This is a genomic window from Echinicola sp. 20G, assembly GCF_015533855.1.
Classification (GTDB): domain Bacteria; phylum Bacteroidota; class Bacteroidia; order Cytophagales; family Cyclobacteriaceae; genus Echinicola.
In genome coordinates this window covers 1268335-1292987 of sequence record NZ_AP024154.1, presented here as the reverse complement: position 1 = coordinate 1292987, position 24653 = coordinate 1268335, and the positions used below count along the sequence as shown (strand labels likewise).

General features: G+C 39.6%; 23 protein-coding genes. 7 read left to right on the top strand and 16 right to left on the bottom strand.

Annotated features, from left to right (window positions below; genetic code table 11):
• Positions 1-16: 16 nt before the first annotated feature.
• The 5 genes from JL001_RS05660 to JL001_RS05640 all read right to left on the bottom strand — a co-directional run bounded on the left by JL001_RS05660 (position 17) and on the right by JL001_RS05640 (position 5674).
• Positions 17-901, bottom strand: coding sequence for an ABC transporter ATP-binding protein (locus JL001_RS05660; RefSeq protein ID WP_200975170.1), 885 nt, complete (start codon positions 899-901; stop codon positions 17-19).
• A gap of 4 nt (positions 902-905) precedes the next feature.
• On the bottom strand, positions 906-1997 hold the full coding sequence (locus JL001_RS05655) for an ABC transporter permease (protein ID WP_200975169.1): 1092 nt from the start codon (positions 1995-1997) through the stop codon (positions 906-908).
• A gap of 80 nt (positions 1998-2077) precedes the next feature.
• Entirely contained in the window at positions 2078-3475 is a 1398-nt protein-coding gene (locus tag JL001_RS05650) for a CmpA/NrtA family ABC transporter substrate-binding protein (RefSeq protein ID WP_200975168.1), read from the bottom strand.
• A gap of 22 nt (positions 3476-3497) precedes the next feature.
• Complete coding sequence (locus JL001_RS05645) at positions 3498-4769, bottom strand: alginate export family protein (protein WP_200975167.1); 1272 nt, start codon at positions 4767-4769, stop codon at positions 3498-3500.
• Positions 4770-4960: 191 nt separating this feature from the next.
• The gene (locus tag JL001_RS05640; RefSeq protein WP_200975166.1) at positions 4961-5674 is read right to left on the bottom strand and encodes a Crp/Fnr family transcriptional regulator; all 714 of its coding nucleotides are present in this window, start codon (positions 5672-5674) and stop codon (positions 4961-4963) included.
• A 445-nt stretch (positions 5675-6119) separates the two neighbouring features.
• Between JL001_RS05640 and JL001_RS05635 the strand changes: the two genes are divergently transcribed.
• The 3 genes from JL001_RS05635 (at position 6120) to JL001_RS05625 (ending at position 8055) form a co-directional block, all read left to right on the top strand.
• On the top strand, positions 6120-6596 hold the full coding sequence (locus JL001_RS05635; protein WP_200975165.1) for a GNAT family N-acetyltransferase: 477 nt from the start codon (positions 6120-6122) through the stop codon (positions 6594-6596).
• Between the two features lie 152 nt (positions 6597-6748).
• Positions 6749-7480, top strand: a complete 732-nt coding sequence (rluF, locus tag JL001_RS05630) for a 23S rRNA pseudouridine(2604) synthase RluF (protein ID WP_200975164.1) — start codon at positions 6749-6751, stop codon at positions 7478-7480.
• 8 nt (positions 7481-7488) lie between these two features.
• A complete protein-coding gene (locus JL001_RS05625) occupies positions 7489-8055 on the top strand; it encodes a Crp/Fnr family transcriptional regulator (RefSeq protein ID WP_200975163.1) in 567 nt (188 codons plus the stop codon).
• Positions 8056-8075: 20 nt separating this feature from the next.
• Here JL001_RS05625 and JL001_RS05620 read toward each other — a convergent pair whose 3' ends face one another.
• Positions 8076-8453: a hypothetical protein gene (locus JL001_RS05620; RefSeq protein ID WP_200975162.1), complete on the bottom strand. Its 378-nt coding sequence runs from the start codon at positions 8451-8453 to the stop codon at positions 8076-8078.
• Positions 8454-8596: 143 nt separating this feature from the next.
• On the opposite strand from JL001_RS05620, the gene JL001_RS05615 reads away from it, so the two are divergent.
• Positions 8597-9055, top strand: a complete 459-nt coding sequence (locus JL001_RS05615; RefSeq protein ID WP_200975161.1) for a hypothetical protein — start codon at positions 8597-8599, stop codon at positions 9053-9055.
• On the opposite strand, the gene JL001_RS05610 is transcribed toward JL001_RS05615, so the two are convergent.
• Positions 9052-10128: a BamA/TamA family outer membrane protein gene (locus JL001_RS05610; protein WP_200975160.1), complete on the bottom strand. Its 1077-nt coding sequence runs from the start codon at positions 10126-10128 to the stop codon at positions 9052-9054. The two genes, JL001_RS05615 and JL001_RS05610, sit on opposite strands and share 4 nt — an antisense overlap.
• A gap of 227 nt (positions 10129-10355) precedes the next feature.
• Between JL001_RS05610 and JL001_RS05605 the strand changes: the two genes are divergently transcribed.
• Entirely contained in the window at positions 10356-11021 is a 666-nt protein-coding gene (locus tag JL001_RS05605) for a class I SAM-dependent methyltransferase (protein ID WP_200975159.1), read from the top strand.
• A gap of 42 nt (positions 11022-11063) precedes the next feature.
• Positions 11064-11834: a hypothetical protein gene (locus tag JL001_RS05600; protein WP_200975158.1), complete on the top strand. Its 771-nt coding sequence runs from the start codon at positions 11064-11066 to the stop codon at positions 11832-11834.
• A gap of 75 nt (positions 11835-11909) precedes the next feature.
• On the opposite strand, the gene JL001_RS05595 is transcribed toward JL001_RS05600, so the two are convergent.
• The 7 genes from JL001_RS05595 to JL001_RS05565 all read right to left on the bottom strand — a co-directional run bounded on the left by JL001_RS05595 (position 11910) and on the right by JL001_RS05565 (position 20641).
• On the bottom strand, positions 11910-12677 hold the full coding sequence (locus tag JL001_RS05595; protein ID WP_200975157.1) for an SDR family NAD(P)-dependent oxidoreductase: 768 nt from the start codon (positions 12675-12677) through the stop codon (positions 11910-11912).
• Positions 12678-12783: 106 nt separating this feature from the next.
• A complete protein-coding gene (locus JL001_RS05590) occupies positions 12784-13713 on the bottom strand; it encodes an AraC family transcriptional regulator (RefSeq protein WP_236252963.1) in 930 nt (309 codons plus the stop codon).
• Positions 13714-13897: 184 nt separating this feature from the next.
• Positions 13898-14728 (bottom strand): YgcG family protein, encoded by an 831-nt coding sequence (locus JL001_RS05585; RefSeq protein ID WP_200975155.1) that lies wholly within the window; start codon positions 14726-14728, stop codon positions 13898-13900.
• Positions 14709-15143, bottom strand: coding sequence for a TPM domain-containing protein (locus JL001_RS05580; protein ID WP_200975154.1), 435 nt, complete (start codon positions 15141-15143; stop codon positions 14709-14711). Before JL001_RS05580 ends, JL001_RS05585 begins: the two co-directional genes overlap by 20 nt.
• Before the next feature lie 55 nt (positions 15144-15198).
• Positions 15199-15789 carry a LemA family protein gene (locus JL001_RS05575; protein ID WP_200975153.1) on the bottom strand — a complete coding sequence of 197 codons (591 nt, stop codon included), beginning with the start codon at positions 15787-15789 and terminating at the stop codon, positions 15199-15201.
• 152 nt (positions 15790-15941) lie between these two features.
• A complete protein-coding gene (locus tag JL001_RS05570; RefSeq protein WP_200975152.1) occupies positions 15942-18974 on the bottom strand; it encodes a PAS domain-containing protein in 3033 nt (1010 codons plus the stop codon).
• Between the two features lie 422 nt (positions 18975-19396).
• Complete coding sequence (locus JL001_RS05565) at positions 19397-20641, bottom strand: aspartyl protease family protein (protein WP_200975151.1); 1245 nt, start codon at positions 20639-20641, stop codon at positions 19397-19399.
• A 220-nt stretch (positions 20642-20861) separates the two neighbouring features.
• Here JL001_RS05565 and JL001_RS05560 point away from each other — a divergent pair, with 220 nt between their 5' ends.
• A complete protein-coding gene (locus tag JL001_RS05560) occupies positions 20862-21332 on the top strand; it encodes a Fur family transcriptional regulator (protein ID WP_192009668.1) in 471 nt (156 codons plus the stop codon).
• 551 nt (positions 21333-21883) lie between these two features.
• On the opposite strand, the gene JL001_RS05555 is transcribed toward JL001_RS05560, so the two are convergent.
• The gene (locus JL001_RS05555) at positions 21884-23662 is read right to left on the bottom strand and encodes a chloride channel protein (RefSeq protein WP_200975150.1); all 1779 of its coding nucleotides are present in this window, start codon (positions 23660-23662) and stop codon (positions 21884-21886) included.
• Positions 23663-23787: 125 nt separating this feature from the next.
• Complete coding sequence (gene mazG / locus JL001_RS05550) at positions 23788-24588, bottom strand: nucleoside triphosphate pyrophosphohydrolase (protein ID WP_200975149.1); 801 nt, start codon at positions 24586-24588, stop codon at positions 23788-23790.
• Positions 24589-24653: the final 65 nt, after the last annotated feature.

The window sequence follows — 24653 nt, the reverse complement described above, 5'->3', positions numbered from 1 at the left end:
ATGGTTGCGCTTTGGATTAGAAGTATTTCACTTTTTCGTTTTTCTTCTTTCTTCCGAAGAATACCCTACCAGGCATGACTGGTTTCAAGTCAGGGAGGATGTATTTCTGATCACTGGTTTGCTTTCTGGTAGTTCCTACTTCTATCAAATATTCAAGAATATCATTTCTCAACCTTTTGTAGTGAGGATCTTTATTGATCTCAGTTACATCCCTTGGCCTTTTAAAATTAATTTTGAATTCTGGGCCAAGCGTAGCCTTTGGGCCTGGGGTCAATGGGATTATCCGATCCGCCATGAGTATTCCCTCATCGACATCATTGGTAATCAGGATAGCAGTCTTTTTATCTTTGCTCCAAATTTTAATAATTTCCTCCTGTAAGGTGCCTCTTGTTAGGGCATCAAGGGCACTTAGAGGTTCATCCATCAATAATATTTCAGGGTTCATAGCCAAAGCCCTGGCGACAGATACCCGCTGTCTCATCCCGCCTGATAATTCCTTAGGATATTTATGAGCGGCATGGCTTAGATTAACCATTTCGATGTACTTGTTGATATGTTTTTCTATTTCTTGTTTTGATAAGTTTGGAAATGCTTCATCCACAGATAGCTTGATGTTTTTGAATACATTCAGCCAAGGCAAGAGAGAATAGTTTTGGAAAATGACACCTCTGTCAGGACCAGGGCCAATGACAGGATTTCCATGCAGGAGAACCTGTCCCTCATCTGGAAATTGTAGCCCATTGATCATGTTGATCAGTGTAGTTTTGCCACTCCCGGAAAAACCTACAATGGCCACAAACTCTCCTTCTTCTACACTGAGGTTGATATTACTAAGTACGTCCACTTTTGAAGTGCTGGTACCATAGGATTTGCTGACGTTTTTAAGTTCTAAGATGGGCATGGTTTTACGCTTTACTAAATGTCATGAAATTTTGTACAGTTAGCATGATCCTGTCCAATAGAAACCCGATAATGCCTATCACAAACATGGCCACAATGATTTTGGCGTTGGAGTCACTGGCTCCGTTTTGGAATTCTTCCCAAACAAAAGACCCTAGTCCTGGGCTTTGGGCAAGTAGCTCAATGGCAATCAAAACCATCCATGCTACCGAAACTGTAATCCTAAGACCTGTAAAGATCAACGGGAAGGAAGCTGGGAGGATGATTTTAAAGATTTGCTTACCGATGCTAAGCTTTAATACTTTGGAGACATTGATGTAATCTTTGTCTACTGTGGCCACTCCCATGCTGGTATTGACAAGGGTGGCCCACATGGCACACAAGCCCACGCTGATAAAAGAAATGATAAAAGACTTGTCCATATTGGGATCAGTAATTACCGTTTTGACAATCATAAAAACCAATAACAGCCAAACGACAGGTGATACAGGCTTTAAGATTTGGATTAGCCAATTGAAGGAGTTTCGGAGCACATCGCTCAGACCGATAATGATCCCAATGGGAACAGCGATAAACAATGCAAGCAGGAATCCTGCGGCCACCGTTTTTAGGCTTGTTCCTATCTGATCCAAAAAGGAAGGACGCCCTGTGTAGGTGATAGGAGACAGGCCTTGTTCCTCCCGCTGGGCATTGGTATCAGCTACTTTTTCCCTGAAGTCACTTTTGTTTTCAGAAATCTGTAAATGGTCTTTCCAAAGGGCAATATAGGCCTGATATACCTGCTTTGGGGATGGAAGTGTGTTAGGCTGACAACTGACATCGCCAGAAGCAATACAGTCAGCCATGGCCTTTGCGGCTTCCTCGCCTTGTTCAGTTTTGGCTTTTTCAATTCTGGCTTCTGCTTCCTTGTTATACAGTGCTGAAGCCCCCAAATGCCAAACCAAGATAAACAGTAAGATAGAAGCGATTGGGAAGAGGGTTTTCTTAATAAATTCGGTAAGATTTTTCTGAGTTTCTTCACCACTCAGCGCTTTAAGCAATGGCTCCAAAAAGCCAAGGCCAAAGAATCTCATGGTTTTGATGGTTTTGTCTTTCATGGTTTGAACAGTTTAGGAGGTTCAAGGATAGTCAGCGGCCTCCCTAGAGCCAAGGTGACCACTTTGGGAAGGCTGCTTTTTCAGTTTTTATTTCCGATCTTAAAGCTGTTGATATAGGCAATTGGATCTTTTCCATCGTAGGATATGCCATCGATAAATTCCGCTGTAGGGGCTTTGTAGCCATCCGTTTTGGGAATGTCGTCTGCTTCTAGTTTGCCTTCTTGTAATAGTATTGCTGCTGCTTGTTCCCAGATATCAGGTCGGTAAATGTCTTTGATGGTTTTATGGTACCATTCTTTGGGTTTGCTTTCAGGAATTTGGCCCCATCTTCTCATTTGGGTCAAGAACCAAATTCCGTCGGAATAGAATGGATAAGTGGCATGATAGCGGAAGAACACATTAAAGTCAGGCATGGACCGCTTATCTCCTTTTTCAAATTCAAAAGTGCCTGTCATGGAATTGGCAATGACGACTGAATCCGCTCCAACATATTCTGGCATCGATAGAATACCTACGGCTTTTGGACGATTGCCGGGAGTATCCAACCATTTTCCTGCTCTAATCAGGGCTTTGGTAACGGCAATAGCTGTATTTGGGTTTTCATCCACAAATTTTTTGGTCATGACAAAGACTTTTTCGGGATTATTCTTCCAGACATCATAGTTGGTGGTAACGGGTACGCCTATGCCTTTAAAGACTGCTTGTTGGTTCCAAGGTTCTCCTACACAATAGCCATAGATAGTCCCTGCCTCAAGTGTAGCGGGCATTTGTGGTGGTGGCGTTACCGATAGCAATACATCCGCATCTACCTGTCCTTGGATATTTTCTTCTGTATAAAAACCGGGGTTGATTCCAGCTGCACCCAGCCAATACCTGATTTCATAATTGTGGGTGGAAACGGGAAATACCATTCCCATTTTAAAGGGTCTACCACTGTTTTTATATTCCGTAATTACAGGAGCTAGGGCCTCAGCTTTGATAGGGTGAACCGGCATTCCATCGTCATTGGTAGGAATGTTGGGTTTCATCTTATTCCAAACATCATTGGAAACTGTAATTCCATTTCCATTTAGATCCATGGAAAATGGAGTGACCAACTCGGCTTGTCGGCCAAAACCAGCCCCGGCTGCAATAGGCTGGCCGGCCAACATGTGTGAGCCATCTAATTGTCCATCGATAACTCGGTCTAAAACATTTTTCCAGTTGGATTGTGCTTCTATGGTTACATAAAGCCCTTCATCTTCAAAGAATCCCAACTCTTTTGCAATGGCCAGTGGAGCCATGTCTGTCAGCTTGATAAAGCCAAATGTCAATTGAGGTTTTTCAACGGCGAGCTTATCGGAGCTGCTTTTTTCAGTTGGGGTAGCAGTTTCTTTATCCTTATTAGATGCACTGCTTCCGCAGCTGCTGAGTATATTGCTGATGCCAATTGCCAGAAACAAAATGGCGATAAATTTATTTTTTTGTAAGTTTTTCATAATGATGGTGCGTTAAAGTGGATTATTTTGCTGAAGAAAAGAGGGTAGGTTTGAACGTGATCATGGTCCAGGCCCAATTTTGCATATGGGTTTTGTCTCCTCCTCGGAGGCTTTCCATGGTGTCAGTGGCAAACATCTGGGAATAACCTATATTCCAGGTAACACCTCCCTTTAAGTTGATTCCATATACCAAGTCGATTTCCGTTCCCATGCTTTTGCTTAATTCTGTGCCCATCTCATCCATTTGGGTAGAGCCAGTGAGAAAATGGTGGGCGTGAGCTTTCAGGCTTCCTTTTCCCAGCTTCCAGCTTGTTTTTAGATAGAAGTCATTGACCCCGACTGCCCCGTTGGCTGGTCCTACATAGAAATAGTCCATAAAGCCATTAAAGGCATGGTTGGTACCAAAGTCTGGGCTAAAGGTTTTGATCTGATCGTTACTCGGGTCATCATCTCCTGATATATATTCCACGCCAAAGGTCAATGGTGTCACTGAGGTTTGTATGGTGGCATTTATTCCCGCCAAAAAGGCATTGACATCCCTGCCCCCGAAAGAGCCGGTTTGGTAATAGAAGTCCCCAGCAAGCTTGAGACTTCCGATTGTGGTGGAAGGAATAAAGCCAAACGTCTGCTTATTGGAAACAGTACTGTCTGCATTTTGGTAGCCAGCATTTAAGGCAAGAATAGAAAATGAAGTGGACTCAAAATCTTTATGATACCAGCCATACTGCATGGTCTTGTAATTGCCACCCACACTATAGAATCCTGCTCCTTCACCTTGGATAAACCCAGGCTCGGGTGTGTCTGCGTCTTGGTTATAGGCAAACCCAAAATGTAATTGGCTTTTACTTTCTTGGCTTTCGTAGATAAACAAAAGTGCATCATGTCTCCTGCCTTGTTGTGCCCATTCTAGTCCACCCAAAAACCTTTGGTTATCATAGGAGATAATTTGGCGACCGGCTTTCACTGAAAATGAAGGTGAAATAAAATATTGTCCCCAAGCTTCGCTGATAAAGGTATTGCCTGGTTCTCTTTTGTATATTTGTGGACTCTCACCCCACATTCTTATATCCTGGAAGGCTAACTTGAATTTGAAGTCGTCAGAGAGATAGTCCAAATAAAGTCTGGACCGCTGTTCAGTGAAAAAGACAGGGTCTTTGCTATCATCAGTAAGTGTTTTGAATCCATTTCGGAATTCTGAGCGAGGTCTCACCTCTGCAGAAACCGTGAACTGTGCCATTGCCTCGTTCCTAACAAGACAAATCAGAAGGGCAGTTAAGAGTAAAAGCTTTTTCATTTTGGATATGTTTGTAGTGGTTGTTTTTTAGATAAATTAAGTATTATTACGTATTTACGTACAAACATATAAGGAATGAAATTTAAGTTTTATGAATATTGACAGGTAATAAGCATTTTTTAGACCATAAAAAAACCTGCGGTTTCGCAGGTTTTTATCATTAATGTTTACATATGGGCTATTTTAACGGTTTAGCTATCAATGAAGTAATTGTGTTCTGAGATCTCTTTTCTAAGTAAATTTACGTTTTTTGTACCTATGTTTTTTCCAGATGTCTGAATTAGACCCTCTTTTTTTAAGCTGGAAAGAATTCTAATTACCTGTTCATCTGTAGTACCTGCAAAGTCAGCAATGTCTTTTCTAGACAATTGGATATCAAAAAAATCATCTTTTTGACCAAATTTTCTAAATATATAAAGTAGGGCATCAATTACTTTTTCTCTAACGGTCATTTGGGCAAACTTTTTAACTTTCGTTTCGCTTCTACTTAACTCTTCGGCATAGAAAGTCATTAAGTCATAGGTGAGTTTTGGAATTTCTAAAAGCATTTGATTCATAGAATCCAAGGAAAAATTACATAAGGAGCTATTTTCAAGGGCTGTAGCGCCAATGTGATAAAATTGACCAGCGGCAAAACCGCGGTGACCAATGATCTCTCCATCTTTGGCCAGCCTAACAATTTGTTCTTTCCCGTTAAGCCCTGTTTTGGTTACTTTTACAGCTCCTTTATTAACAAAATAAAGGCCTTGTACCGGAGCTCCTTCTATAATAAAAGTTTGACCTTTTCTACAATTTATGGTATTCTTTTGATCAATGTATTTACTCAATTGTGACAAGTGAACATTTCGCTTAATGATGCATGATGCATTTGTACAAACACTACATGTGGTCTTTTCGTAGTTCATAAGCAAGTATTTTACGTAAATATACGTAATATTTTCGTAATGATAATATCTTATCAAATAATTTTCTAGGTTAAATTATTTAAAATGAGTAAGTTAATTGTGTTAATAAAACACGTTTTCAACCTGTAATTACCATTATTTGTGCGCATTTTTTTGCGAATATGCTTTTCTAAGGGGTACCTATGTTTTTAATTAGGTGAATTGGAATAGGAAAATATGCTATTCTTAAAAGCTTTTTATCCTAAAATAGTTAAACTTAGGAGATTAGTAGAAATCAATAGAACTTAACCTGATTTTGTAAAAAGAGATTGTCAAAGAGGTATTGTTTTTGAAGTGTATTATATCAAATGCTCATTATTGTCGTTTTTTAAACTCTTTTTGTCATCAGTGCTTAATCTATAAATGACAAAAATTACTTAATTTAATTCAAAAAATTGTAGTTATTATGAACGCCTACGAAATTAAGATTAGACCGGCAAAAATGGATGACATGTCGAAGATCCAAAAGCTGTACGTAGAAACTATACAGGATTCGTGTAAAAATGATTACAGTGAGTCTCAGATAGCTGCTTGGATTTCTAGTGTTGTCAATGAAGAAAGGTGGCGAATGGCGTTGTCCAGTGAGTTTTTTTTAGTTGCTGAGGATGAAGACAAGGTGATTGGTTTTTGTGCCTTGGAAAATGGAAACTATCTGGATTTTATGTATGTCCATCATGATTATCAAAGGCTGGGATTAGCAGAGCGGTTACTTAAGGCTTTGGAAGTCGAAGCCCAAAGATTGGGGGCAAGCGAAATCATCACTGATGCGAGCAAAACGGCCAAACCATTTTTTGAAAAGAAAGGGTTTCAATACGTCAAGGAAAATATCAAAAATATCAATGGTTTGGAAATCACAAACTACAAAATGAGCAAAGGGATTTAAGTTTTTCTAATCTTTTAGACTTTGAATTTTTGGAGTTTCTGAAGTGAGGAACATTGTTTAATGCTACTGTTGTCAACGCGTCATTAGTTTTCAGGGTCTTCATCATTTAAATTAAACCTGTAAATTTGCTTAGCCAAAATCAATAAGGTAAAATGGAGAGCCAAAGTGTCAGGATTAATAAGTATTTAAGCGAGATAGGTTATTGTTCTAGAAGGGCTGCAGATAAATTACTGGAGGAGGGTAGGATTACGATCAATGGCAAGGTTCCAGAGTTAGGTACCAAGGTAGAAGAGGGAGATGAAGTTAGGGTGGATGGAGAGTTGGTTTCTCCTCCTCAGGAAGAATTTATTTATTTGGCGTTTAACAAACCTATAGGAATTGTTTGTACCACAGATACCAAGAGAGAGAAGAACAATATCATTGACTATATCAATCATCCCAAAAGGATCTTTCCAATAGGTAGGCTGGACAAGCCAAGTGAAGGCTTGATTTTTTTGACCAATGACGGGGATATTGTCAATAAGATTTTGCGTGCAAAAAACAATCATGAAAAGGAATACGTGGTAACTGTGGATAAGCCGATCACTCCACAGTTTGTTCAAAAGATGTCCAACGGTATTCCTATTTTAGGAACCATGACCAGAAAGTGTAAGGTGGAACAGATTGGAAAACAAAAGTTTAAGATTGTGCTCACCCAAGGTCTCAATCGACAAATCAGAAGAATGTGTGCTTACTTGGATTATGAAGTGACCAAGCTCAAACGGATAAGAATCATGAACGTGGGATTGGACATGCCAGTAGGAAAGTGGCGCTATTTGACTGCGGAAGAGCTGGATGAGATCAACAAGCTAACTTCTGATTCTAGCAAAACTTTTGATGGTTAAAAAGTGATATGGAGAAAATCAGGACACTTTTTGAGCAGCAGGTAGGTATGAGCGATAGGGATTGGGAGATTTTTTCAAGTAAACTCCAGACCAAGACCTTTTCTGCTAAAAGCAGCATTCTGGAAGTAGGCAACACGGAAAACTACCTTTCTTTCATTCAATCAGGAATGGTTAGGTATTTTATTCCTGAAGAGCTAGATGACCTTACTTTTGGATTTTCCTTTGAGGGAGAATTTATGAGTGCTTACGATGCTTTCATTACTCGGAAACCTTCCGCTTATACCATTCAAAGCTTGGTGCCTACAACTTTGTGGAGGATTCATTATGATGATCTGCAAGTCGTTTATGATAAGTCAACGGTTGGAAATACAATAGGACGATTTGCTGCTGAGGGTTTATTTTTGAAGAAAGCAAAAAGGGAATTGGAACTGTTAAAAGAAACAGCCGAGGAACGTTACTTAAAGCTTTTCGAGGAAAGGCCAGAGCTGATCAAAAAGGTTCCCTTGAAATACATAGCCAGTTATATTGGAATTACCCCACAAGCCCTTAGCCGGATAAGGAAAAGAATCTCATAAACCACATAGTTTCCTTACAATCAATCTTTAATAAAGCTTAAACTCAATTTTCCATGTTGCTCTTCAGAATCGTTCGCATCGATCTGGTAAGTGTATTTTCCGTTTTTTAGTGGAGTTTCTCCAACAAAATCAATAGGTTGGATGACATAAGCATCACCTTCAATTTCTACTTTGATATAGGCATATCTGTAAGCAGATTCATACGCCCTGTAGCTAGAAGTATGATTGGCATCTAAATCACCTAACTCTGCATTTCCCGTTCCAGTATTGATGACAATATTTTTAAAATCATAGGAACTTACATTTCTCAATCGAATATTGACGGAATTGGGTTCGGTATCATCAGTGCAGCTAATGAAAATGAAAAAGTAGAAAAACAATAATAGCAATTTTTTCATCTTTATAATTTTTTGAAAATGGACATCTAAAAACCTACGCAACCTTCTAAAATACATCCGTTTATTTAGTGTTTTTCTTAACCTAGGTTCATGGTGTCAAGACGTAATTTGTTGGAAATTTGTCTCAAACAAAAAGGTTAAAGATGTTACCATTTTACGTACTTATTATCGTCTTTATTCTGAGTGGTATACTTATTCGGCTAATCCATAAATCTTATAAGTGGACGCTGGCAGGCAAGCTGGCACTGTCTGTCATGCTGGGTTTTACCGCTCTTGGGCACTTTTTATTTCCAGAGGGAATGAGCAAAATGTTACCAGATTTTATCCCAATGAAAGAAGGGCTGATTTATTTGACCGGTTTAATAGAATTTGCTGCGGCTTTGGGGATTCACTTCAAAGGATTTCGAAAAGTGACCGGATGGCTATTGATTCTTTTCTTCGTCATCATTCTTCCTGCTAACATCAAAGCAGCGATGGACAATCTCAATTACAAAACTGGAAACTATGATGGGCCAGGGCTGAGTTACCTTTGGTTTCGGGTTCCTTTTCAACTACTACTGATGGGCTGGACCTATTACTTTGTGATAAGGGATAAAGGCTAGAAAGCTTCACCAATTCGGAAATAGATTCCCCAGTCATCCTTGCCCACAGCAGCGTCCAAGCCAATATTGAATTTAACATCTTTGAAAGCCCGGTACCGGTATCCCACACCTGCACCTGGGTATAATTTCCAGTTAAAGTCTGTATTGTCTGATCCATAAATGGTGGCCAATCCAGCAAATCCCACCAAACCCATTTTGGGGTTAAAGTTATAGCGGTATTCTCCTTGTAGTGCCACCAGCCCATCTCCTCTGTATTTGCCTTCAGAATAACCTCTGATATCTTTCCCTCCAATGGTTTCCTGTTGCTCAAAGGCAATATCTCCCAATCCAAATTTAGCAGAAAAGCGAGTAGCTAGGACATCCGTATTTTCGCGCATGGAAATATACCTGTTGTATTCTGTGACCACCTTATTGGCGGCTACATCATTTCCAAACCATTCTGGGTAAGTGATCCATTTCAGGTTGGATTTACTGCCTTGAGTGGGATAGTAAATTTCATCTCTGGTATCGTAAAGAAAGTTAAAATCGAGGCCATTGGTAATGGTGGTGGAAGCAGGTTGGACATCATCCTCATATTCGGTGTCATAGTGTGAATAGGTATAGGAGATACCACCATAAAGTCCTGGGATAATTTTTCTCTGGGCACCAAGGCTCAAGATGGTTGTATTGGTCCCATAATCATAGAATCCAGATGATTCCTGGTCATCCATAAAAAACTGAGAATAATGGTCACCGGTTACTGCAAATAGCTTGACCCGCCAATTGTCTTCATCAAAGAAAAGTTTATTGAAAAAAGCAAAGAAATAGGAGCCATTGGTGGTGTAGACTGCTGAGAGTCCTGATAGGGATTTTGGAGAAATAGTGTCTTTCAGGTCTGTTTTATACATGACCATGGGAATTGCTCCGATCATGAATTTCAAGTTTCTATTGTAACTCAAAAAAGGCATTAAGCTAAAATCATATTTTTTCTCCACACTTTCTTCTGCATTAGCGAGACTGTCAGTTTGGGATTTTTGGGCATGAAGCACAGAAACAGAGAAAAACAGTAAAATAACGATTATATACTTTTGCATTCAAAAAATGTGTTAGTGTTTTAGATGGTTTAGATTTTAATATACAATTAAAAAATTAAATAAAACACTGAAAATTAGCTCCTTGTTATAAATATTTGTCTTTGTGATAAGCTAGTTTTTTAGAGTTGGGATTTTGATTTAAAAGATCGATGATAAGCGGTCCCAATAAATTTAGGTACCTTCGTTAGCAGTCATTTAGTATATCATCAATGTAGTTTTTCAAATAAATGAAACAGTCATTTACTGAAGAGGATCTGAAGGCCATTGCGGCACAGCTGAGTCACCCAAAAGGGGAAATGGGCATAGAAGTGGGAGATACCATGCATGAGTCCAATATTACCATGACCAAAAAAGCAATCGAACTTTGTCACTTTGAAGGAAAGGAATTGTTATTGGAAATTGGGCATGGTAATGCCAATCACTTAAGCACTTTGTTGACTGAGAATTCTGGCCTTAATTATACCGGATTGGAAATTTCGGACTTGATGTATCAGCAAGCTCAAATGACCAATGAAGCATGGATTAAATCGGGTAGGGCCAGTTTTCATGTGTATGATGGTCAGAAAATTCCCTTTGAGAAAGATTATTTTGATCAGATTATGACGGTAAATACCATCTATTTTTGGAAGGAACCCAGTAAAATGGCTCAGGATATTTATCGTGTACTCCAGCCAGAGGGACGCTTTACGATCGCTTTTGCACAAAAAGAATTTATGGAAACACTTCCCTTTACGAAGTACGGGTTTACCTTTTATGATGATGAGAAGGTGGAGGAATTGATGTACCATGCTGGATTTACCATTGTAGAGCAGGTGGATGTCAAAGAAACTGTTAAAAGTAAGGCCTTGGAAGAAGTGGAGCGAGAATATACAGTCATGAGTTTCTATAAATGAGGATATTTGTCGAAATTGGGTTAAGCTAAATGCTCTTGCTCAATGAAACGTATCCATCTATTTGAATTCGAAGATTTATCCTGGTTTCCTGTTTTTCTCCGAAATTATGTGACTGACTTTTTGAGATTTTTGGCCAATGCCACCAAAATGTTTTTGCCAATACTTCCAGTTTTGGTAAAAGGTATTCATGCTGGCAAAACAGGTCACTTTATAGATTTAGGTTCTGGCAGTGGTGGAGGTATACTTTCACTGAATGAGGCATTGCTCAAAAAGATTCCTCACCTGAAAATCTGGTTGACGGATTATTATCCCAATCTTGAGGCTTTTGAATATACCCAAGCCAAAGCTGATAATATTGAATATGTGGACAAGCCTGTGGATGCTAGAAATGTTCCCGATGAATTGAATGGTTTGAGGACCATGTTTTTGTCTTTTCATCATTTCAAACATGAGGATGCCAAACTTATTTTGCAAGATGCTGTTGATGCAGCTCATCCCATAGCTATTTTCGAAGCACAAGATAGGAGCTTGCCCAGTTTGCTAGCCATGCTATTTTCACCGATTACCGTTCTCCTGACCACTCCATTTATAGCTCCCTTAAGCTTGGGAAGGCTTTTCTTTACTTATATAGTTCCAGTGGTTCCTTTGGTGGCTTTATGGGATGGGTTAGTTTCTTCCTTAAGAACTTATTCCCTGGAAGAAATGCAGGAACTGATCGATGACTTGGAAGGTGGAGATCGCATGAATTGGGAAATGGCCAAAATAAAGTCAGGGCCTGGTTTTGTGATTTATTTATTAGGTACTCCGAAGTAGTTTCGTTTTTTAGATTTCTGCCCATCATGATGAAATGACCATAATGAGCAGAACCTTAAACTCCAATTAGTTTTTTTAAACAAACATGCCGCCAGAAACTTCAATTCGCTGACCATTGATCCATGAAGCTTCGGGGCTGCATAAAAAGGCTACGACTCCACCAATGTCCTCTGGTAATCCAGCTCGTCCCAATGCGGTGTTGCTGGCCACCATTTGATTGACCTCTTTGTTGTCCCTGACATGGCCGCCCCCGAAGTCTGTTTCGATAGCTCCCGGAGCCACTACATTGGCACGGATTTGCCTTGACCCCAGTTCCTTGGCCAAGTATCGGGTGAGTACTTCAATCGCTCCTTTCATGGCGCCATATGCAGAAGAGCCAGGCAGGGAAAATCTGGCCAGACCAGATGAAATATTGATGATGCTTCCTCCCTCGTTGAGCTGTGGCAAAGCCTTTTGTGTGAGAAAGAAAACGCCTTTATAGTGGATGTTCATCGCTTCATCAAATTGCGCTTCCGTAGTTTGGGCAAAAGGTGCATAAAGGGCTGTTCCAGCATTATTGATTAGAAAATCAAAATTAGGACTTCCAGTTTCCTCCTTCAAATACGCCGCCACGGACTGCAAGAAAGTATCAAATTGCTTGATGTCGCTAGTGTCCAACTGATAAGCAATTGCTTTTTGACCCAAAGTTTTGATTTCTTCCACCACTTCTGTGGCTTGCTCTTGATTGCTGTGATAGGTAAGAATGATGTTGATTCCTTTTTTAGCCAAGGCAATGGCCATGTTTCTTCCCAACCCTCTGCTTCCTCCGGTGATCACTGCGATTTTATCTTTTGAACTTGTCATCTTATTGATTTTTAGTGATTAATAATCGATAAGACAAAGTTCCGTTAAAAAGCGGAGGAGTGTTTGCAAAAATCAATGCATGGTTTGCGAAATTCAAATCATTGGACTATGAGCGGTAGGCCAGGGGAGCCATAGTAGTTTGCTTTTTAAAGAAGTTGGAAAAGTGAGCGACTTCTTCATAACCCAAACTGTAGGCAATTTCGGAGACATTCCAATCGGTTTGCTTTAAAAGTATTTTGGCTTCCTGTACCAGCCTTGAACTGATCAGCTCAGTAGTTGTTTTTCCGGTAGTTTCTTTCAGTACCTTGTTTAAGTGATTGGCATGGATGGCCAACCTGTCGGCATATTCTTTGGCAGTTCGTAACTGCAATTTTTGGTTGGGGGACTCGATGGGAAATTGGCGTTCTAAGAGTTCTACAAATAATGAGGTAATTCGCCCTGAAGCATTTTGGCTGGCATGCAAAGTAGAGGCAGGCTGCAGTTTTTGTCCATAGTGAATTAACTCGAGGACATAGTTGCGAAGCAGGTCATATTTAAACTCATAATCTGAAGCAATTTCTTGTTTCATCTTGTTGAAAATCAGTCTTATTTCTGCTGCAATTTCATCGCTGATTTCAAAAATGGGATAGCCTCCAGACTTGAAAATGGGCAACTCATCCAAGACTACTCCACTTTTGTTTTTGAGTAAAAACTCATCGGTAAAAACACAAAAACTTCCTGCTTGGTTATCATCTTGAGGAACCCAGTGATAAGGGACTTTTGGGGTGCCAAAGAGCAAGGCATTTTTCTTGACTTGGATCACCTTGTCCGCATACTCCGCCCTGTTTTTGCCGATGATCAAACTGATCTTATAATAGGCCCAACGGTTATAGGGCATCACTGATTTTTGCTTGAATCCTTTGATGGTTTCAGCCACATCAAAAACATTGAAATGACCTATCTCCTTATGGATTCCAGGGGGAAGAAGAACCTTCACATCTTTCCCGGTAAATGCCGCTGCTTCCTGATAGAAATCTTCCAAAGAAGTGTTTTTGATATTCTTCATGATCAAGGGCCATTTGTGAAATTCAAAGTTACGAAATGTAATTTAAAACCATTTTTGGATGGAATTGGTTCTCTGATAAATAAAAGGATATTGTGATTTTAGGTTCACCCATTTCCCTAAAACAAAAAAACACCCCAAGTTTGGGGTGTTTTAAGTCTTTAATTTTGTACAGGTTTTACCAACTGCCGCCAGCGCCGCCGCCGCCGAAGCTTCCGCCACCAAAGCCGCCGAATCCTCCGCCACCACCTCCAAAGCTGCCACCGCCGCCTGAGAAGTTACCAAATCCACCACCGCCTCTACGGCCACCACCAAGCAGGTTCATCAGCATTAGGGTGGTGAACATGTCCACTCCACCGCCTCGGCCGCCCATATGATTATCATTGTCATTTCGGTTTCGAAGAAGCGGTAGGATGACGAAGATAAAGACGAAGAATAGAATGAAGAAAATGGCTCGGCCATGACTACCTTTCTTTTCTACATTTTCTGCATCGTATTCTCCACTGGCCAACTTGATGATCATGGTAGTTGCTTGGTCAAGTCCATCATAATAAGCTTCGCGCTTGAAGGCAGGAACAATCACATTGTCCACAATCCGTCTGGCCAAAGCATCCGGAACTGCGCCTTCCAAACCATAACCAGTGGCAATAAATACTTTTCTGTCTTTCATGGCTGCCAAAATCAGCAGGCCATTGTCCTTTTCCTTTTGACCAATGCCCCACTTGTCCCCCAGTTGGAAGGCGTAGTCACTGATATCATATTGACCTACAGAGCCCAATAGTACTATGGTAATTTGGGTGGAGGTGCTGTCATTATATGCCACCAGTTTTCTTTCCAAAGCAGCTTGTTCAGAACTTGAAAGCGTTTGGGTGAAATCATTGACCAGCTTGGGAGGGTTAGGCCGAGCAGGAAAATCGTCCTGTGCCAGCAATATTTGGCCAATCAATAAGAAGAAAAGGGTGAGTAAAGTAGTTTTTTTCAAGTGCATATTATCCAAAGGAGATTTCATCGGAGAGTTCATTTTCATCGGTATCACCATCATACGGAAAGTGTTCCTTAAGCGCTTCGCCGGACATGCGAATTCCGGTGATCAAGCCTTCAGCAAATTGTTCTTTTTTGAAGTGTTTGATCATGGCTTCTTTGATACTTTCCCAAAAGTTATCTGGAACGACATTATTGATTCCTCCGTCTCCTAAGATGGCTAACTTATGGTCTTCTACTGCAAGGTAAAAAAGCACACCATTACGAAGTTTGGTCTTGTGCATTTTCAGCATGGCAAAGACATCTGCTGCTCGGTCCAAGACTTCTCCTTTACAGTGATTTTCGAGGTGTACTTGTATTTCTCCGGAAGTTTCCAGTTCTGCTGCTTTGATGGCAGCGACGATCTGGTCTTTTTCTGCTTTGGTAAATAATTTTTCGGCCATGGCCAATGTATTTTTAATAAAGATGCCCGGTGTTGGCCGGGCAAAATAGTTCGATTTAGAATTCTACCGTTGGTGCGTTTTCAGCCCCTTCAGAGGCTTCGAAGTAACCTTTTTTCTCAAAGCCATACCATCCCGCAAAAATATTGTTGGGGAAAGTTCTTAGGTTAGAATTGTAGGCCTGTACTGATTGGTTAAAATTTCTTCTGGCTACTGCAATCCTGTTTTCAGTTCCTTCTAATTGGGCCTGAAGGTCAAGGAAGTTTTGGTTGGCTTTCAGGTCAGGATAACGCTCCACTGCTACCAAAAGCCTGCTCAAGCTCCCGCTTAACTGATCTTGTGCTTCTTGGAACTGGGCAATTTTTTCTGGGGTCAGTTCATCAGCATTGATGTTGACAGAAGTAGCCTTGGCTCGGGCATTGATCACGCCTTCAAGGGTTTCTTTTTCAAAGTCAGCATAACCTTTAACGGTGTTTACCAAGTTTGGGATCAGGTCTGCGCGACGTTGGTATTGAGTTTCCACCTCGGCCCACTGACCATTGATGGTTTCTTCCGTTTTCACAAATTGGTTGTAGGTGCCTACTGCTTTGGTGTAGACAAAAATACCTACGACAACGAGGATAAGAATGGGGATAATCGCTTTTTTCATGAGTTTGAAATTAGTTGGAATCTTGAATGGCAAAGTTGAAATTCACTTGGCCAGTTGGATTTCGTAGTTTGTGTTGAAATGTGATATTCGAATTTAGGTATTATCACGCAAAAGGCACCGAATGGTTGGGAAAAATTACTTTCAGGATAAAATTATTGAGTGTTTTCTTGGCTGAATTCTATACTTTCTTGGTCGGGGTGAGGTAGGTTTTTGATGGTGATAGTGAAGGTGGTTCCTTTGCCGACTTCACTTTTAATATGAATATCACCATCTAGGGAGCGGATCTGTTCCCTGACAAGGTATAGGCCTAGTCCTTTGCCTTCTACATGGGTATGAAAACGCTGATACAATCCAAAAATTCGGTCACCATATTTCTCCAAGTCGATGCCAATTCCATTGTCAGAGAAGCTAATAATGCAATTATTGCCATTCATTTTAGTCTTGATATGAATTTCTGTATTTCGCTCTGGATGGCTGTACTTAATAGCATTGGTCATGAAATTAAGAAAGAAATTTTCAAGATGACTGTGCACATAGTTAATCTCGTTTATAGCAAAATCTCGTTTAACTTTTACTTTGGCTTCTTTGAGCTGTTTGAAAAGGCTCTTTTCTATGTTATTGATTAAGCTTTCAAAGTTGACCGTTTCTACTTTTCTGATTTTTTCTTTCTTGATGGACACCACCTCGATCAGATCCATTAAAGTAGCATTGAGGATTGCGACAGAGGTTTTCAAGCTATCGATCAATTCTACATTGTTGGGGTCTGCTAAATTGTCTTCATTGAGCAAATCGAGTAAGGAAGTAATGTTAACGATTGGTGCGCGAAGATTATGGGAGACGATGTAAGCAAAGCGCTGCAATTCATCATTGTGGCTGGAAAGGTCTTTGATGAGCTTTTCGCGTTCTTCCTCTGCTGATTTGGATTCTGAAATGTTTTGGGTTACCAGCAGGATGCGGTCAACTTCCCCTTGTTTATTGATCAGCGGTACCCCTGTTTTTTTATAGCTCTCTCCATTAAAGTCAATTTCATATACGACAGTTTGGCCCAAAAGAACCTTGTCCAATTCTTTTTTGGCATTAAGGGAAGTCACTGCATCATATTTCATCAAGTGGTAGGTCCCAATAAGTTCCTTAGGGTCTATTCCTATTTTCTGGTATTCACTTCCTTCGGTGTAGACGTACCTGAAGTTTTTGTCTAACACATCTACTGTCCCTCTAGGGAAGTTTTCTGCGATGCTTTTATAAAGCTGCTGTGATTCGAGAAGTATCTTTTCATATTGAATACGCTGAAGTTCTGCACCTGCTCGGTCACTGAGGATAGAAACAATATTAATAATTCCTTCCTCATTTTGCATAGGCTTACTATCGGCTAATACAAGTATGCCTATTTTTCTTCCATTTTTGTCATTTATTCCTGTAGAGCAATAGGAGGTAATGTTTTCTTCTTGCAGGAATAAATCTTTGGGATACTGTTCAGCCACTCCATTTGAAATCAAGACTACTTCTCTTCTATAGTTGCTGATTGCTGTTTCGCAAGGAGTATTATCTAATGAATAGATGAAATTCGGAATGATCTTACCATCTTTGGCAATAGCAGTGGTTTGAATTGATCGACCATTGGGGATATACTCTCCGATTAGACAATACTTTAAATTCAATTTTTTTGATAGCAGCTTTACCAACTCATAAAAAAAATCCATATCATTAAACTGGGCGGAAATAGTGGCCACATCGTTCATTACACACTGAACAAAATCCTTTTCGGTGATGTCTTCAAAGGCTGCTTCAAAACCATTATCAAATTTCAACTTTGTGATTTTGAGTTTGATATAAAAATGCGTGTTAGAGAAATGCGTGATAAATGAGCCTTCATAATCAGCAGAACCACTTTCAATCCCCTCTAATAATGTATCATATATAGAAGAGTGCTGATAGAGATCATGGATGCTTTTTCCAAGAATAATTTCACCATTTTCTAGATTAGCCTTTTTTACCAGAGTGTTGTTGACTTTCAGGATAGTTCCGTCTTTGTCATAATGAAATATGGCCAAGGGATTGTTGTCAAAGCTCTGCTTATAACGCAAGTAATTGGACTTGGCCTCTTCTTCTTTTTTCTTTGTATAACTAATATCCAGAATATACCCTGCCCAAATGTCTTGGCCATTTTGTTCTTTCAAAAGGCTAGAAGAGCAAAATACCCACTTAACAGTTTCATCGGGATTGATGATCCTAAAAGTTATTTCCATTGTTTTGGAATGAGAGGCATTTTTGTTTGTCTCTAAGATAATATTAAGGTCATCTGGATGTATTCGATTTTTAAGCTTTCGGAAATGTTGAGTAAAATATTTAGTGGTGACACCGAAAATATCTTTGACCCCTTCGCTTACAAATATAAAATCATATTTGCCTTCTGGGGATTTCTTGAACATATAAATCATTCCTGGCATGATGCTGGAAAGCTCATTTAAGGTGTATCGGTTTTCAAGCAGTTTTTTTTCGATGTTTTTGAGCCCACTGATGTCAGTAATACTCCCAAGAATAATTTTTTTTCCAGTTTTTTCATCGACAAATACCCTGGCGATGTCTTGAACATAAAGGTAGTAGCCCTCTTTATGTTTTAGCCTGTAGAAGGTGTCGTATGGATTGTCCAACTTAAAATCCTTTTCGAAGCCAGTTTTGAGATGTTTTAAATCTTCTGGATGGATCATCTCCACCCATCTTTGGATGTTTACTTCCGTGAATTCTTCCCTTGGATATCCTAATATATCGACATAGGCCCCACTCCAGTGAATTTGGCTATCTCCCAATTCGTGCTCGTAATAAATAGCCCTGGAGTTATGTTGGACCATTTGGTCCTTCTGTTCGAAGATAAACTTTTGGAAGCGGTTTCCGATAGGGGGCGCATGAACAATCAGGGAGCAAAATTCTGATTCAAAGAGAATTTTTTTCTCCAATATTTGGCCATTTTGCTGAAGGTCTAATTCGCCTTCCTTTTCATTAGTGATAAAGTCTTGAAAAACGGCTTCACTAATGTGCGGGTAGTGATTGTGAAAATGATTGGGAAGAGCTGATCCGATTTGAAGCCTATTTGGGCATTTGTTTAAACTACTGCTGAAAAGCAAATCAGTGCTCAGCTGAATCATCCAAAGGTTCTTGATTTCTGGTTTTTCAAGCTGAGGGATCATTATCAGGTTAATGAGATAATTCTCAGCTTTCTGTTCTTTTATTATATTTCCTTCTAGGAGAACAGGAAAACAAGTGCCTCCTTGTGTGAAAAAAATGGTGGAAAGAGTTTTATTTTGCTTGAGAGAATTGAAAATATGACCTAGGCTAGGTTTCGGCAAGGTCATCAAAATCTGATCAAATGTGTTGATGCTAGGTTTTGAGCCCAGCATTGATTCAAAGGCAGCATTAAAATAAAGCAGTTCAAAGGTAGAATTGCTTGTCTTTCTTAATGTTACAAAAGATGACGATATATGATTGTAATTTTTAGATTCCATTAGGCAAAAACAGAAACAGCCTAAAGTTAGCTTTTTTGACTAATAAAAATACATTCATTTACTTTTTACTCAACTTTATAAGGTAATGCAAGCAACAAATAAGTAATTTATAATTGTTTTTGGAGCATTAGGGTTTTATCCAATTCCACAGGAATTTCCCTTATATTTCTTTTTACCGTAATAATAATTTCCTTTCCTTCTTCAGATTTAAGGAGATCATTTATTTCAGCAAGGTCCCAATATTCAACTGGTAATAGATTGATAGATAGAATTTCGTCACCGGGTTTGATGTTTGCCTTTGAAGCCGGGGAGTTTTCCCTTACGCTACTTACATAATATCTTTTTTCTTCCACATTGGTCATACGAACTTTAATACCACTCATATCATATTCAAAAGGGTGATGAAAACCAGCCCCTTTTTTGAATAATAACCTTTCCCTAGGATAGTCTATAATAAAAGTCATCCTGGCCAATACTTCAGAACCTAAGCTTCCCAAACGGCCTGACTCTATAATGATGGATGAAAACTCTGTCTCATCAGGATAGGAGGTAATCACCCTTCTGAAATTTAAATTGCCCAAAGAGTATTTTTTTACTCTTCCAACATAGCCAAAAAGATCTCCTCCCAAGGATCTGCCCAAATCGGTTTGTAGCCTCTTGGGGGGAAGTTTAATTTGGTCTGAGGTCTCACGGTTCAAAAGCAATCCATGATTGGCGCCAGTGTCGATCAAGAGCTTTCCGTTTATTTCTGGCCCTTCGATTTGCTTAATAGTACTTTCCACATAAGGCTTATAGTTGTCGAAAGACAAATCAATCTTCCTGTAGCCAAAAGGCCTCCAATTCATTTTATCAGCGTGATAAAAAGTCAAGATATTAGAATCGTAATCTATCTTGATGGGATTAAATTTAAAAAACTCATAACCTATAATTCCATGTACCGGTATACCGATCACTCTTTCCAACTCCAAGAAATCCTCCTCAAGGACTAATACTGCTTGAACAATTCCTTCTACAGGTCCCATGTTAAAGTGATTGTTGGGTGATACAAGGGCGGTAAGGACTGTTTTTCCGTCTGCTCCCATTAAATTCAGTGTCCTGGTGTAATAGAGTCCCAATTCATCGCCAACAGTTTTGCTGAAAAGAATATTGGATTTTACGCCTGTGTCAATAAGGAAGTTAAGCTCGGGCCCGTTATTGATAGCAATGGGCATAATGATCAAGTTGTTGTAATCGAAAAATGGGAGATTGACACTGTTTTTTTCTTCCTTCATAAAAAATCCGGGAATCTGGGCCCAAAGTTGAGCGCCCGTCAAAAATAATACGGAAAGAAGTAAAAGTCTTTTGGTGAGCATACTTAACTAATTTAGTATTATCCATTTAATATAAAAATTATTGATACATGAGAAGAAGTGAATTTGGAAGATTTTAGGTTTGAAGAGAGGCTTTATTTTACGTTTTTATTTATGCTAATTTAGACTGATAGCAAATAAGCAGGGATAAGGTCTCACAAGCGGGTCTTAGTTTGATAAAATCTAAAAAATGCTGCATCTTTAATTTTTAGTAATGAAAAATATGGCAGAGAAGTCGGTTGTAGAAAAAGCAAAAAAAATATTTGAGAACTTTTTGCAAAGGCATGGTAGCAGAAAGACCCCAGAAAGGTTTTCGGTTATCGATGAATTATATGCCTTGCCTCAAGATGAACATATTGATGTTGAAGGGCTTTTTCTTTTGATGAGAAATAAGGGCTACTCGATTAGTCGCGCCACCATCTATAATACCCTGGATCTTTTAGTAGAGTGTGGACTTGCTGTCAAACACCAGTTTAAGGACAAGGTGGCACTATATGAGCAGGCATTGACCTATAAGCACCATGATCATCATGTTTGCAACCAGTGCCGTAAGATCCGTGAATTCTCTGATGAGCGGATCAACTTGATCAAAGAGGCCATGGGCAAGGAGTTTTCTTCAGCAATTACCAGCCACTCTTTGGTCCTCTATGGGGATTGTCAGATTCCTGATTGTAAAAATTTGAAATTGGTCTAATTACTTTCCAACAATTTTCTTTTTGGTTTAAATGTAACTAAAGGGAAGGGGTGTGCCTTCAATTTAAACTAAAAGATTCCAGCCGAGGTAAAATTACCAGTGCATGGGTTGTGTTTATACCTTAGATTTCCAAATGTTACTGATAACACGCCAATTTTTGTCGTGTATTGTAGGGTTTTTGTAGTCAATTGCAGCATTTGGAAACGTTTGCAGAAAACAGTGATAATTGGAAGGAATTTGGTGTAATATTTTATTCTGAATTTTGATTTTTTGAAGGGTGTTTTGAGTACCTTTTTCAGTTAGTAATCAAGTGAAAAATAGGTCTTTATTTACTGGAAAAGCGTCCAAAAAAAATGTGAAAAATTTATCCACAATTATCAACACTTATCCACATAACATTAAGTTAATAGTGTAACTATCTGTAAATCAATAATTTAAATCGTTTTTATTAAAAGTGAATTTGTGGATAAAACGCTGGTAATGAATTTTTTACAAAAACAGGTGATGTGTGTAAGCGTGGATAAACAGGTAAACCAAATATTATTTTTTGCCTAATCTTTTTGCTGCCTGATGAGTCTGGTTCGGTAGGCGTTGAAAATTCTGGACTTACTGATGAAGCCTAAATATCTTCCATTATCTACCACTGGTAGGTTCCATGCACCAGACTTTTCGAATTTGTCCATTACACCCCTCATGCTTTCAGAAGGTTGGATGGTGTCAGGAGGGCTGTGCATGAGTTTTCTGATATGGGTTTCCTCTTGTTTATGCTTGTCAAACATAATGTCCCTAATGTCATCCAAAGTCACTATTCCGTTGAGGTTGCCTTTTTCATCCACCACAGGAAAAATATTTCTTTTGGAAAGCTTTACCAGACCACATAGGTCCTTAAGGAGTGCGTCTGGATGGATTGGAAGCAAGTCCTTTTCCATAATTCTCCTAATGTCAATCAAGCCTAAAACCTCCTCATCCTTTGTTTCAGGAATATGTTTTCCTTGTTCCAGCAGTTGGTTTTTGTAAAGAGAATTTTTGTCAAAATAATTGGTCGTGGCCAGGGAAATAGCAGATACCAGCATCAAGGGTACAAAAAGCTCATAGCCGCCAGTTACTTCAGCAATTAAGAATATGGCTGACAAGGGTGCATGCTGAACACCACTCATCACGCCGCACATGGCCACCAGTGTAAAGTGGGCCAAGGGGATGGGAATGTAAACCCCAAAGAAATTATTGGCATAGGCAAAAAGAAAGCCTGTAAGTCCACCCACATAAAGTGAAGGGGCAAAAATCCCCCCGCTACCGCCGCTGCCTATCGTCAGTGCTGCAGCAATGGGCTTCGCAAAAATGATCAATAGCAAATAAATCAGTATAAAGTAGGAGTTGTTAATCTCCGAAAAGAAAGGGCTTCTATTCAACAATACAAATGGATCGCCTGCTATCAATGAATTCAGCGTGTTGTAGCCTTCACCATAAATAGGGGGAAAGAAGAAAATCATCAAACCTAAAACAGCACCCCCACATAGAATCTTTAGCCAAGGGTTGGTAAAGCTTTCAAGGAAGTTTTCGGTCTTGAGAACAGACTTGATGAAGTAAACAGAGATCAAGCCTGTAATGACTCCCAACATCAGGTAGTAGGGAGTATGCGCGGCAATAAACTCTCCAGTAAGGTTAAAAGAAAAAATGGCATCATTGCCAATCAATACCATTGTGGTCAAAGAGCCCATCACAGATGCAATCAGCAATGGAATGAAAGCGCCCACATTCACTTCCATTAAGATTACTTCTATGGCAAATATGACACCTCCGATAGGAGAGCCGAATATAGCAGAAATGCCACCTGCAGCACCACAGCCGATCAGAATATTTCTTTTTTTGGCATTAAGGTGCATCAATTGGCCGGAATTGGAACCTATGGCAGATCCTGTCACCACAATCGGGGCCTCCAAACCAACAGATCCCCCAAGTCCAACTGTCAAGCATGATGTAAAAACCCTGCTATACATCTTCACCTTTGGGATAATGCTGTTTTTCTTTGAGATATTATAAAGTATTTCGGGAATACCATGTCCACCATAATCCTTGACAATATATTTCCCGACGATGTAGGTAAGGAAGATGCCGATCAGCGGATAGATGATGAAGAAAAAGTTGGCATACTCGATATGGAAGCCTTCAATCAGCCAATGTTGGATGAAATGAACGGATTCCTTGAGGATCACTGCAGCCAAACCAGTAAGAATACCGATCACCCCACTAAGAATCATCACAAAATTCTTGGTGCTGATATGTTTAAGCCTCCAGATTAAAAACCGGGTAATTATATCTGTTTTTGCCAAAACGGAAAGTTGTTGTTAATCAAAATTTGTCGAGCAATAACGGCTATTTGGCTTCCGATAATTAATGCCAAAAGTAAATATTTATTATTTGCTAATGTCATGAACAGCAGAAAAATCCTTTACTATTATTTTTTTTTGGCTTCATTCCAATAAACATCCATCTCCGCAAGGCTCATGTCTTCAATTTTCTTTCCTGACTTGCGGGCCGCTTCTTCTAAGTACTGAAAGCGGTGGATGAATTTTTTATTGGTTTTTTCCAAGGCTTCCTCTGGGTTGATGTCAATGAAACGGGCGTAATTGATTAAGGAAAAAAGTAAATCTCCGAACTCTCCAGTTGCCTTATCTTTGTCAATAGATGCATCATCGACCGCATTAAATTCGGCTCTAAATTCCTGCATCTCTTCCTCTACTTTTTCCCATACCTGATGTTTCTCTTCCCAGTCAAAGCCTACACCTCTGGCTTTTTCTTGGATGCGCATGGCTTTGATCAATGCCGGCAAAGACCTGGGTACTCCCCCCAAGACACTTTTATTGCCTTTTTCTTTAAGCTTGATTTTTTCCCAATTTTGCTTGACGGCTTCCTCATCCTCTACTTTGGTATCGCCATAAATATGAGGATGTCTTCGGATCAATTTTTCGCAAAGGCTGTCAATGACAGTGCTGATATCAAAAGCTTTTTTTTCGGAACCTATCCGAGCATAAAATACGATATGCAATAGGATGTCGCCCAATTCTTTTTTTATTTCCTCCAGATCATTGTCAATGATAGCATCTGACAGTTCGAAGGTCTCCTCAATAGTAAGGTGACGAAGACTTTCAATGGTTTGTTTTCGGTCCCAAGGACATTGCTCCCTTAGTTCATCCATGATGGTCAGGAGTCGGTCAAAAGCTTCTAACTGCTGTGCTCGGGAGGAAATTTCAGACATGTGGAATTGGGAAACTATTAGTAAAGTGTGGACGTTTTCAAAGTATTACGTAAATTTGTGCAAAT

Coding starts and splice junctions, on each gene's coding strand:
- JL001_RS05595 (WP_200975157.1), bottom strand. CDS start 12,677: ATGACAAGTTCAAAAGATAAAATCGCAGTGATCACCGGAGGAAGCAGA.
- JL001_RS05570 (WP_200975152.1), bottom strand. CDS start 18,974: ATGATCCCTCAGCTTGAAAAACCAGAAATCAAGAACCTTTGGATGATT.
- JL001_RS05610 (WP_200975160.1), bottom strand. CDS start 10,128: ATGCAAAAGTATATAATCGTTATTTTACTGTTTTTCTCTGTTTCTGTG.
- JL001_RS05605 (WP_200975159.1), top strand. CDS start 10,356: ATGAAACAGTCATTTACTGAAGAGGATCTGAAGGCCATTGCGGCACAG.
- JL001_RS05660 (WP_200975170.1), bottom strand. CDS start 901: ATGCCCATCTTAGAACTTAAAAACGTCAGCAAATCCTATGGTACCAGC.
- JL001_RS05640 (WP_200975166.1), bottom strand. CDS start 5,674: ATGAACTACGAAAAGACCACATGTAGTGTTTGTACAAATGCATCATGC.
- JL001_RS05645 (WP_200975167.1), bottom strand. CDS start 4,769: ATGAAAAAGCTTTTACTCTTAACTGCCCTTCTGATTTGTCTTGTTAGG.
- JL001_RS05650 (WP_200975168.1), bottom strand. CDS start 3,475: ATGAAAAACTTACAAAAAAATAAATTTATCGCCATTTTGTTTCTGGCA.
- JL001_RS05655 (WP_200975169.1), bottom strand. CDS start 1,997: ATGAAAGACAAAACCATCAAAACCATGAGATTCTTTGGCCTTGGCTTT.
- JL001_RS05565 (WP_200975151.1), bottom strand. CDS start 20,641: ATGCTCACCAAAAGACTTTTACTTCTTTCCGTATTATTTTTGACGGGC.
- JL001_RS05580 (WP_200975154.1), bottom strand. CDS start 15,143: ATGGCCGAAAAATTATTTACCAAAGCAGAAAAAGACCAGATCGTCGCT.
- JL001_RS05620 (WP_200975162.1), bottom strand. CDS start 8,453: ATGAAAAAATTGCTATTATTGTTTTTCTACTTTTTCATTTTCATTAGC.
- JL001_RS05600 (WP_200975158.1), top strand. CDS start 11,064: ATGAAACGTATCCATCTATTTGAATTCGAAGATTTATCCTGGTTTCCT.
- mazG (WP_200975149.1), bottom strand. CDS start 24,588: ATGTCTGAAATTTCCTCCCGAGCACAGCAGTTAGAAGCTTTTGACCGA.
- rluF (WP_200975164.1), top strand. CDS start 6,749: ATGGAGAGCCAAAGTGTCAGGATTAATAAGTATTTAAGCGAGATAGGT.
- JL001_RS05635 (WP_200975165.1), top strand. CDS start 6,120: ATGAACGCCTACGAAATTAAGATTAGACCGGCAAAAATGGATGACATG.
- JL001_RS05560 (WP_192009668.1), top strand. CDS start 20,862: ATGGCAGAGAAGTCGGTTGTAGAAAAAGCAAAAAAAATATTTGAGAAC.
- JL001_RS05615 (WP_200975161.1), top strand. CDS start 8,597: ATGTTACCATTTTACGTACTTATTATCGTCTTTATTCTGAGTGGTATA.
- JL001_RS05575 (WP_200975153.1), bottom strand. CDS start 15,789: ATGAAAAAAGCGATTATCCCCATTCTTATCCTCGTTGTCGTAGGTATT.
- JL001_RS05625 (WP_200975163.1), top strand. CDS start 7,489: ATGGAGAAAATCAGGACACTTTTTGAGCAGCAGGTAGGTATGAGCGAT.
- JL001_RS05585 (WP_200975155.1), bottom strand. CDS start 14,728: ATGAAATCTCCTTTGGATAATATGCACTTGAAAAAAACTACTTTACTC.